Raw genomic sequence first — 9,844 nt, forward strand, 5'->3', positions numbered from 1 at the left:
CGCCTACGCCTGGGTGGCGAAGGAGAAGGGCTTCTTCTCCGACGCCGGCTTCGAGGTCGAGATCAAGCCCGGGCAGGGCACCGGCGCGGTGATCCAGACGATCGTCGGCGGCCAGGCGCACTTCGGCCCGATCGACCTGACCGGTGGTTTGCTCCAGCTCGGCAACGGCGACGCCAAGGACTTCGTCGCGGTGGCCGCCATCCAGCAGCGCACCATGGCCGCCATCGCCACCGTCGAGGGCACCGGGATCAACACCCCGAAGGACCTGGAGGGCAAGAAGCTCGCCGACACCCCCGGCTCGGTGGTCCGCAACCTCTTCCCGACGTACGCGCGGATGGCCGGCATCGACCACACCAAGGTGACCTGGGTCAACGGTGAGGCGCAGACCCTGATGGGCACCCTCGCCTCCGGCTCGGTGGACGGCATCGGCCAGTTCGTCGTCGGCCAGCCGACCATCGAAGCGGTGACCAAGAAGAAGGCCGTCCTGCTGCCGTACAGCAACGTGATGCAGGACCTGTACGGCAACGTGCTGATCACCTCCAAGCAGTACGCCGGCGAGAAGCCGGAGTCGGTCAAGAAGTTCACCGAGGCGCTGCTCAAGGGTCTGGAGTACGCCCTGGCGAACCCGGAGGAGGCGGCCGAGATCCTGGCGAAGAACGCCGAGGCGGTCAACCCCGCCGCGGCCGCCGCCGAGCTGCAGCTGATGGCCGGCTACGTCCGGTCCAGCAACTCCGGCACCGCACTGGGCACGCTGGACAGCGGCCGGGTCGCCAAGAGCATCGCGATCCTGCGCGGCGCGGGCGCCCTGAAGTCGGACCTCACCCCCGACCAGATCATCGACTTCAACCTCGCGCCGCAGGCCTGAGGCCGAACAGTCCCGCACGGGGTACGCCGCACCGGACCGCCGGTGCGGCGTACCCCCGCTCTGCCCTAAGCCAGACCCTTTGCTCGAACCGCAGGAGGATCCGATGACCGACGTCCGCCCACGGCAGCCGGAGGCGACGCTCGCTCCCGAGCCACCCCCGGCAGCCCCGCGCGGCCAGCGGTGGCGGCCGGGTGACCTGCGGGGTGTTGCGGTCGCGGCGCTGCCGCCGGCCGCCGGTCTGCTGGTCGCCTTGGGTCTCTGGTGGCTGGTCGCCCGGCTGGAGCTGATCCACCCGGCCGCCCTGCCGCCGCCCGGTGACGTGCTGGACGCGTTCGTCGCGCGCCCGGCGCGGCTACTGGAGCACACCGCCGCCACCACCGGGGAGATCCTGCTCGGCTTCGCGCTCTCCGTCGTGGCGGGGGTGCTGATCGGCCTGGCACTGGCCGCCTCGCGGACGGTCGAGCGGATGTTCACCCCGCTGCTGGTCGCCGTCAACGCGGTGCCGAAGATCACCCTCGGCCCGCTGCTGGTGGTGGCGCTCGGCTGGGGTCAGAAACCCATCCTGACCATGGTGTTCCTGCTCTGCTTCTTCCCGATCGTGCTGTCCACCGCGACCGGCCTGACCACCACGCCGGCCGAGTTGGCCGAGCTGGTCCGGTCCTACAACGCCTCCCGTTGGCAGGCGTTCCGCAAGGTCCGCTTCCCGGCCGCGCTGCCGCAGATCTTCGTGGGCCTCAAGGTCGCCATGCCGCTGGCCGCGATCGGCGCGGTGATCGGTGAGTTCCAGGCCGGCGAAGGTGGTCTCGGCTACGTCATCCAGCAGTACGCGGGCATCGGCGACACCGCCACCGCGTGGGCGGCGATCATCCTGGTCGCCCTGGTCAGCATCCTGCTCTACACCGCGCTCGTGCTCGTCGAGCGCCGCAGCCTGCCCTGGCTGCGCGAGACCACCTCCAGCCGGTGAGGGGCCGCCTCAGCTAGCCAGCCGCCACCGGCCGTTGCGGGCGACCAGGGTGGTCAGCGCCTGCGGCATCAGCCCGGAGTGGTTGTCCGGCGTCATCCGGATCGGCCCCGACAGGCCGTCCATCTGGGACGTCTCAAGCACGTCCCGGATGCCTTCCCGGTCGACCTGCCCGGCCGGCCCCCCGGCGCGCAGCTCGGCGTCGACGATGAGCTGGACGGCGTCCGCGGCAAAGGACGACGAGCCGTGGTAGCCGCCGAAGCGGGCGGTGTAGTCCTGGAACCACTGGCGGCGCGCGGCCTTCGCGGGGGTGGTGGCGATCACGTCGTCGATCACCATCGTCTGGGTGGAGACCATGGTCGCCCGCTCCGCCGCCTTCCCCGACGCGCCGAGGAAGAGGTCACCCGCGGCTGCGGCGTCCAGGAACAGGGCTCCCTTGAAGCCGGTCCGCCGGACCGCGTTGGCGGCGAGCATCGCCTGCTCCGGCGGGGTCCAGAGGACCAGCGCCTGGGGCGCGGCCGTGGCCAGCGTGCCGGACTGCCGGTCCACCTCGGTGTCCGTACCCTTGACCGACGCCTCGGCCAGCACCTCGATGCCGGCCTTGTCGAACTCGCCGCGCAGCGCCTGGAGGCCCTCGCGCCCGTAGGTGTCGTCGCTGCGCAGGACACCGACCGTGCGGATGTTGCGGCGGCGCAGTTCGACGGTGAGCGCGCCGGCGTTGTCGGCGGCGTTGGGCGCCAGCTTGAACACGTATCGGCGGTCCGCCACCGGGCTGGTCACGGCACCGGCGGCGGCGAGCGCGACGGTGGGGATCTGCTTCTCGTTGACGGTACGGACCGCGCCGACCGCGCAATCGTTACAGCCGCCCATGATGATGGCGCTGACCCGCTTGTCGTTGCTGAAGTCGGCGATGTTGCGGAGCGACTCGCTGGCGTCGGAACGGTTGTCCTTCACCAGCAGTTCGATCCTCCGGCCGTTCAGGGCGCCGGAGTTGTTCAACTGGTCGACCTTCAGATCCAGTGCCTGCCGGTACGCCTTGCCGACTCCGGCCGCCGCACCGGACAGTTCCAGGTCGGCGGCGATGAAGATCGGCGTGTTGTCCTGTGCCTGCCCCCCGAACTGGCAGCCGGTGAGCATGGTGGCCAGCAGGGTCGACGCGAGCGCCGTGGCGGTCGCGGAACGGAAGGGGGTCAACTCTGTCCTCCTGGTGCGGCGCGGGCTGATGCGGCGCGGGCGGTAGCCGGTCGCCGGCGGGCGCCACCATCCATAGTGGATATTGGGGGCGGGTCTGCCGTACGGTGTGCGCGAAGCCTGCAAAACCTTGCCAATGCCGGGCGCTGCGGTCAAGCGAGGTCACCGGAGGCGTTTCGGGACGGGAATCCCACATGTTGGGGAAACCAGATGTTTTCAAATGCTTACTGTGCCGACACGAATGACCACTCTGGAGTCACATGCCCTGTTCAGGGCCACTGTGGAAAAGTAGGTATTAGTTGACCGGATCACGGGATGCGCGCCGTCCGACCGTTTCGTTCCCCGCTGCGGCTTCCCAAACACGATCCCGTCTGATGAAATCGCGGCCGTGCCGCGCGTGGCGCCGGCCGTCGCTCCGCGCACGGGTCGACGGGGCAGGCGTGGAGAAGACGACGGAGGCGATGTCGTGAGCACCGGACCGACGACCCTGCCCGCCAGTGGTGACGCCGCACAGAAGGGACCTCGCAGGCTACCCCGGCTGCGCGACGCCCGGATCCGGTCCAAGCTGGCGCTGATCCTGGTCGTTCCGGTCACCGCGGTCATCGCGTTGGCCACGGTCCGGCTGGTCGCGGTCGGTGAGGGCGCGTACGACGCGACCCAGGCCCGATCGCTCACCGCGCTCTCCATCGACGTCTCCGCGCTGGCGAACGACCTGCACGCCGAGCGGATGGCCGCGGCGGCCTTCCTCGCCGCGCCGCAACAGCAGGCCGACGCGTACAACCTGCGGGTCCGTCGGACCCAGGAGCGGATCGACGAGTACCGCGCGGAGCGGGCCCGGGTCGGGGAGGCCCCCGCCGCGGTCCGCGACCGCCTGGCGACCATCGACGCGCACCTGGACACCCTGGACGGCACCCGGCAGGAGGTGCTCGACCGCCAGCAGATGGAGGTCGCCGAGGCGGCGCTGCGCTACGGCGTCGTGCTGGCCGACCTGGTCGCGTACGGCGACGGGCTGGCCCAGTTGCCGGGCGAGGAGCGGCTCGCGGACAGCCGGCGTGCGGTCGCCGCCTTCGCCCGCGCCAAGGCGGCCGTCGCCGAGGAGGAGTCGGTGGCGTTCACCGCGCTGAGCGCCGGCCGGCTCGACAGCGAGCAGTTCTCCGCCTTCGTGGCCACCCTGACCGGGCAGCAGGAGGCGCTGCTGGCCTTCTCGCTGGCCGCCGACCCGGACCAGCGCGCCCTGGTCGAGAGCACCGTTTCCGGCGACGCCGTGGTGCTTGCCGACCGGATCGGCACCGACATCAGTCGCTCGGTGGGGCAACGCTCGCCGGTTACCGCCCAGGACGCCACCGCGGCGATCGGCGCGGTGCACGAGCTGATGCGGTGGGCCGAGATCGAGTTGCAGGACCGCCTCCTCGCCCAGGCCGAGCAGGCCCGCGCGGACGTCATCCGGCAGGCCGTCATCGAGACGACGCTGGTGCTGCTGACCCTGCTCATCGCGGTGACCCTGGCCGTGATGCTGGCCCGTTCGCTCAACCACTCGCTGCGCCGACTGCGCGAGGGCGCGCTCTCGGTGGCCAACCACGACCTGCCCGACGCGGTGCGCCGGCTCCAGGGGATGGGCAATGTCAGCGACGGCGGCGTCGACGAGATCGTCCGCGAGGTGCGGGATCCGATCCAGCTCAACAACCGCGACGAGGTGGGCCAGGTGGCCCTGGCCTTCAACGTCGTACACCGGGAGGCGGTCCGCGTCGCGGCCGAGCAGGCGGCCCTGCGAACCAGCGTCTCGGCGATGTTCCTCAACCTGGCCCGGCGCAGTCAGACCCTGGTCGACCGCATGATCGGTGAACTCGACGCGATCGAGCGCGGCGAGGAGGACCCGAAGCGGCTCGCCCAGCTGTTCGAACTCGACCACCTCGCCACCCGAATGCGCCGCAACGACGAGAACCTGCTCGTGCTGGCCGGGGCGGACTCGGCAGTACCGCGCCGGGAGGACGCGCTGCTGGTGGACGTGCTGCGGGCCGCGCAGTCCGAGGTCGAGCTCTACAACCGGATCGAGTTCGGCACGGTCGACACCGACGTCTCGGTGGCCGCGCACGCGGTCAACGACGTCGTCCGGCTGGTGGCCGAGCTGCTCGACAACGCCACCCGCTTCTCCCCGCCGAACACCACGGTGGTCGCGGACGGCCGGCGGATCCGGGACTACGTGCTCATCCAGATCGAGGACCGGGGTCTCGGCCTGACCGACGAGCAGTTGGACTCACTCAACCGGCGGCTCGCCGCGCCGTCCAGCGTGGACGTGGCGGCGTTCCGGCTGATGGGTCTGGCGGTGGTCAGCCGGCTCGCGGCCCGCTACGGCATCCGGGTCGAACTGCGCCGCAACGTCGAGGGTGGCACCGTCGCGCAGGTCACGCTGCCCAACGCCACGGTGGTGCTGCCCAGCCTGCGCGGGCGCGATCAGGCGATCACCCGCCCGCGTCAGCCGCTCGCGGTCGAACAGGCCCCGATGGCCCCGGCCGGCCGTAGCGAACCGGTCGGTGCCGGGCTCGCCACCACCGCCACGCTGAGCGACCGCTGGCGCAACAACACGCCGTCCTCGGCGCCGTGGCCGGCTGCGGAACCGGCACCGGAGCCCGCGCCGCCGGCCCACACGCCGCCGCCCGCCTTCGCCGGCGGGTTCAACGCCGGTACGCCCACCGTTTCCCAGCCGACCCTCGACCCGCTGCCGTACCAGGGTGCGAACGCCGGTGGCCACACCGCACCGGCCGCGCCGGTGCTGCCGGCGGGCCCGGTCGCCGGCGCGGCGGTGGCCGCCCCGGGCGGCTTCGCCGCGGGCACCACCCGGAACTCCGGCGGTGGGAGCTTCGACGGCGTCACCTTCGGCGGGCTGGGCGCCAGCCTGGCCGCCACCAGCCCGATGGCGACCGGACCGATCACCGCCCCGCCCGAGCCGTCGGTCGAGGCACCGATCTTCCGGGAGATGGAGGCGGTCTGGTTCCGGTCGCACGGCAACGACGCGACCGCCATCTTCAGCCGGCCGCAGTTCGACGAGCCGGCGCCGCAGCCGGCCGCCGGCCCGTCGGTGCCCGCCGTCGAACCGACGAGAGGGCGCAGCCCGCTGCCCACCCGTACGCCGGGCGCGGCGACCGGCGGGTCACCGGCGCAGCCGCCACCACCGTCGTACCGATCGTCGTCCGCCGCGACGACCAGCCCGCCGCCCGCTGCGGCACCGTCGGTGCCGCCTGCCGCACCGCCACCGCCACCGCCCGCGCCCCCGGTCTCCGGTGGGCCGCAGGACGACGCCTGGCGGACGGCGGCCGACGAGGGCTGGTCGCGGGCCAGCCGGGCGGCCGAGCCCACCCCCGCCGGGACGACCCGGTCTGGGCTGCCCAAGCGGGTGCCGCAGCAGCAACTCGTACCCGGCGGGATCGAGCCCCGCAGCGGGCGGGAGCACAGCCGCCGTACGCCGGACGAAGTACGCGGCCTGCTGTCGGCCTACCACCGTGGCGTCCAGCGTGGGCGGACGGCCGGCGCGAGTCAGAACAGCACCTCGACCAAGGAGACGAGCCGATGAACAGGCCAGCGGCCATGCAGGACATGGGTTGGCTGCTCAGCAACTTCGCCGACAGCGTGGCGGGTATCGCCCACGTGGTGGCAGTGTCCGCGGACGGGCTGCTGCTCGCCTCCTCCCGCGACCTGCCGGCGGACCGAGCGGACCAGCTTGCCGCGATCACCTCCGGCGTGGTCAGCCTGACCGAGGGGGCCGCGCGGATGTTCAGCGCCGGCGGGGTGTTGCAGACGGTCATCGAGATGGACAGCGGCTACCTGTTCCTGATGTCGATCAGCGACGGCTCGTCGATGGCGGTGCTCGCGGCGCGCAGCTGCGACGTCGGTCAGGTGGGTTACGAGATGGCGCTGCTGGTGGAGCGCGTCGGCGCGGCGCTGGTGCCGCTGCCCCGGGACGCGGTGCGGTCGTAACACGTCCGGCGCGACCGCGCCGGACGTAAAGGGGGAACCGGCGGGTGCGCCGGCGGACGGGAGAGGAGGTGATCGCGAATGGAACCGCGGCGTGACCCACGGGGTGCGCTGGTCCGGCCGTACGCGGTCACCCGGGGCCGGACCGAGCCGCTTCAGGACATCGCCCTGGAAGCGGTGCTGGTGGCCGGTCCCAGCCAGATCGCCGAGTCGCGGTTCGCCGGGCATGACAAGCATCGCATCGCCATGGTCTGCGAGGGTCGGCCCGAGTCGCTGGCGGAGATCGCCGCGTACACCCGGCTGCCGCTGGGTGTCGCCCGGGTGCTGGTCGCCGACATGGTGGCCGAGGGCCTGTTGACGCTACAGACGGCCGCTCCCGCCACAGGTTACGAGGAGCGGATGGAAATGCTGGGAAGGGTGCTGAGTGGACTTCGCGAGCTATGACCCCGCCGGGGCCCGCCAGAGCCGGGGAATCATCTCCGCGAAGATCGTCGTCGCGGGGGGCTTCGGTGTCGGCAAGACGACGTTGGTCGGTGCGATCTCCGAGATCACACCGCTGACCACCGAGGCGGTGATGACCGCGGCGGGCGTCGGCATCGACGATCCGTCCAAGGTGCCGGGTAAGGAGACCACCACGGTCGCCATGGACTTCGGCCGGATCACCATGGCGCAGGATCTGATCCTGTACCTCTTCGGCACACCCGGGCAGACCCGGTTCTGGTTCATGTGGGACGAGATCATCCGAGGTGCGGTGGGCGCTGCGGTCCTGGTGGACACCCGCCGGATCACCGACGCGTTCGCCCCGCTGGACTACTTCGAGAACCGCAAGCTGCCGTACGTGGTCGCGCTGAACCGGTTCGACGGTGCGCCGCAGTACGAGCTGGACGAGGTGCGCGAGTCGCTCGCCATCTCGCCGGACGTGCCGCTGGTGATGACCGACGCTCGGCAGCGCGACCCGGTCAAGCGGGTGCTGGTGACCGTCGTCGAGCACGCCATGGCCCGGCTCCAGGCCGAGCACGACCGGGGCTTCCCGACCCCGGTCGGCTGAGAGACTGGCGACCGTCCCGCCGGCCCGGCTCCGACCGGTCCGGCCGGGACGGTCGCTCGGCTGCGTCAGTCGATACGGAGGCGGTAGCCACGCTTCACGACGGTCTGCACCACCCGCGGTGCCTTCAGGCCGGCCCGCAGCCGGGCCACCGCCATCTCCACGGCGTGCTCGTCGGCGCCGCGCGGCAGCGTCCGCAACAGGGCGGTACGCGACAGCACCCGCCCCGGCGTCTGCGCCAGGGCGCGCAGCACCGCCATCGGCGCCGGGGCGAGCGGGCGCAGTTCGCCGTCCACCACCGCCGCGTGGCCGCGCAGGGTGAGCAGATGCCCGGCGACCTTGATGGTGACCGTCCGCCGGGGCAACTCGTCGACGATCGTGCGGACCAGCGCGCCCAGCCGCGCCCGGCTCGGCGCGCTCACCGGCACCCCGCGCCGGACCAGCGGCTCCGCGGTGACCGGGCCGACGCAGCTGGCCAGCACGTCGCCGCGCAGCGCCTCCAGCACCGTTTCCGTGCGGTCGCCGGCGGCCCGCAGCAGCGCCTCCGCCGCCGGTGCCGAGGTGAAGGTGACCGCGTCCACCAGCCGGCCGGCCACCAGATCGACCAGCCGGTGCAGCGGTGCCGGGTCGGTCGGTGGTGCCCAGCGGTAGACCGGGACCTCGATGACGGTGGCCCCGGCCTCCTCCAGCGCGCGGGTGCACTCCGGCTGCCGTTCGCCGTGCAACTGCATGGCGATCACCTGCCCCGCCACGCCCCGCTGGCGCAGGTGTTCGACCACCTCATCACAGCTCTCCGAGCTGGGAGACCACTGGTCGGTCAGGCCGGCGGCACGGGTCACCGCGCGGGCCTTGGCGCCCCGGGCCACCACGTACGCGCCGTTGAGCGCCGAGCGCAGCGGCTCGGCCAGCCCCCATCCCTCGGCGGCCTCCAACCACCCGCGCATCCCGATGCCGGTGTTGGCGATCAGGACGTCCGGTGGCCGGTCCAGGCAGGCGCGAGTGGCCTCGCGCAGTTCGGTGTCGTCCGCGAGCGGCACGATCCGCAGGGCGGGAGCGAGCACCACGCGGGCGCCACGCCGTTGGAGCATTGCGGCGAGTTCGTCCCGCCGCCGGTCGGCGGTCACCCCGATGGTGAAGCCGGCCAGTTCCTCGCGCATTCACCCCTCCTGTCGCAGCCCGACAGGTCGACCGGGCAGACGGCCGCGCGGCGCGGAGTTGTGGCCGCCCGGGGAGTCCGACCCGGTCGCGTCGCCGGCCGCACACCGTCTGTCATGTCGGCAAAGCGTGCCGCTGGGCGGTTTCCGGTCCGCGTCCCGTCTGTTTCGGTCCTGTCAAGAGCCGCTCACAGTGCGCCGGGATGTCGGGTTGGCCAGTGATGGCCTAGGATATGGAACAAGATTCCTGAAATGTGGGAGGTGTTGGGTGGGGGTGGCCGAGGCGTTCGACGCGGTGGCCGGTGCCTACGACGGGGCCCGCCGGCGGCTGGTGCCCTGTTTCGACGCGTTCTACCCGACTGCGGTCGAGGTGGCCGCGCCACCGCTACGGGCCGCGCTGGCAGCGGGCCGAACCCCTGAGGTGTTGGATCTGGGTGCCGGGACGGGGCTGCTGTCGTCGCTGCTCGCCGCCGCCGTGCCGGGCGTCCGGCTGACCCTCGTCGACGCCGCGTCGAAGATGCTGGCCGGCGCCGCCGATCGGCTGTCCGCCGGCGGCGTGGCGCACCGGGTGGTGGTGGCGGATCTGGCCGATCCGCTGCCCGCCGGAAGGTACGACGCCGTGGTCAGCGCGCTGGCCATCCATCACCTGGACGACGCCG

Annotated in this window: 9 protein-coding genes; 7 read left to right on the forward strand and 2 right to left on the reverse strand. The window is 72.4% G+C overall.

Features of this window, described 5'->3' with window-relative positions:
* The coding region (locus AB0M52_RS24530) for an ABC transporter substrate-binding protein (RefSeq protein WP_363957949.1) at window positions 1–865 on the forward strand (865 nt) is incomplete at its 5' end.
* Between the two features lie 103 nt (window positions 866–968).
* Window positions 969–1,829 (forward strand): ABC transporter permease, encoded by an 861-nt coding sequence (locus AB0M52_RS24535; RefSeq protein ID WP_363957952.1) that lies wholly within the window; start codon window positions 969–971, stop codon window positions 1,827–1,829.
* A gap of 9 nt (window positions 1,830–1,838) precedes the next feature.
* Here AB0M52_RS24535 and AB0M52_RS24540 read toward each other — a convergent pair whose 3' ends face one another.
* Window positions 1,839–3,020 (reverse strand): ABC transporter substrate-binding protein, encoded by a 1,182-nt coding sequence (locus AB0M52_RS24540; RefSeq protein ID WP_363957955.1) that lies wholly within the window; start codon window positions 3,018–3,020, stop codon window positions 1,839–1,841.
* Window positions 3,021–3,483: 463 nt separating this feature from the next.
* Here AB0M52_RS24540 and AB0M52_RS24545 point away from each other — a divergent pair, with 463 nt between their 5' ends.
* The 4 genes from AB0M52_RS24545 (at window position 3,484) to AB0M52_RS24560 (ending at window position 8,034) form a co-directional block, all read left to right on the forward strand.
* The gene (locus AB0M52_RS24545; RefSeq protein ID WP_363957958.1) at window positions 3,484–6,585 is read left to right on the forward strand and encodes a sensor histidine kinase; all 3,102 of its coding nucleotides are present in this window, start codon (window positions 3,484–3,486) and stop codon (window positions 6,583–6,585) included.
* A complete protein-coding gene (locus AB0M52_RS24550; protein WP_092378558.1) occupies window positions 6,582–6,989 on the forward strand; it encodes a roadblock/LC7 domain-containing protein in 408 nt (135 codons plus the stop codon). The genes AB0M52_RS24545 and AB0M52_RS24550 overlap by 4 nt, the downstream gene beginning before the upstream one ends.
* Before the next feature lie 78 nt (window positions 6,990–7,067).
* Window positions 7,068–7,430 (forward strand): DUF742 domain-containing protein, encoded by a 363-nt coding sequence (locus AB0M52_RS24555; protein WP_363957960.1) that lies wholly within the window; start codon window positions 7,068–7,070, stop codon window positions 7,428–7,430.
* A complete protein-coding gene (locus AB0M52_RS24560) occupies window positions 7,411–8,034 on the forward strand; it encodes an ATP/GTP-binding protein (protein WP_363957963.1) in 624 nt (207 codons plus the stop codon). Before AB0M52_RS24555 ends, AB0M52_RS24560 begins: the two co-directional genes overlap by 20 nt.
* Before the next feature lie 65 nt (window positions 8,035–8,099).
* Here the strand turns inward: AB0M52_RS24560 and AB0M52_RS24565 are convergent, their stop codons facing one another.
* Window positions 8,100–9,188, reverse strand: a complete 1,089-nt coding sequence (locus AB0M52_RS24565; RefSeq protein ID WP_363957966.1) for a uroporphyrinogen-III synthase — start codon at window positions 9,186–9,188, stop codon at window positions 8,100–8,102.
* Between the two features lie 265 nt (window positions 9,189–9,453).
* On the opposite strand from AB0M52_RS24565, the gene AB0M52_RS24570 reads away from it, so the two are divergent.
* Window positions 9,454–9,844: class I SAM-dependent methyltransferase (locus AB0M52_RS24570; RefSeq protein ID WP_363957969.1), on the forward strand; the 391-nt coding region annotated here is incomplete at its 3' end.

The sequence above is a fragment of the Micromonospora sp. NPDC051296 genome, from assembly GCF_040682255.1.
Classification (GTDB): Bacteria; Actinomycetota; Actinomycetes; order Mycobacteriales; family Micromonosporaceae; genus Micromonospora; species Micromonospora craterilacus.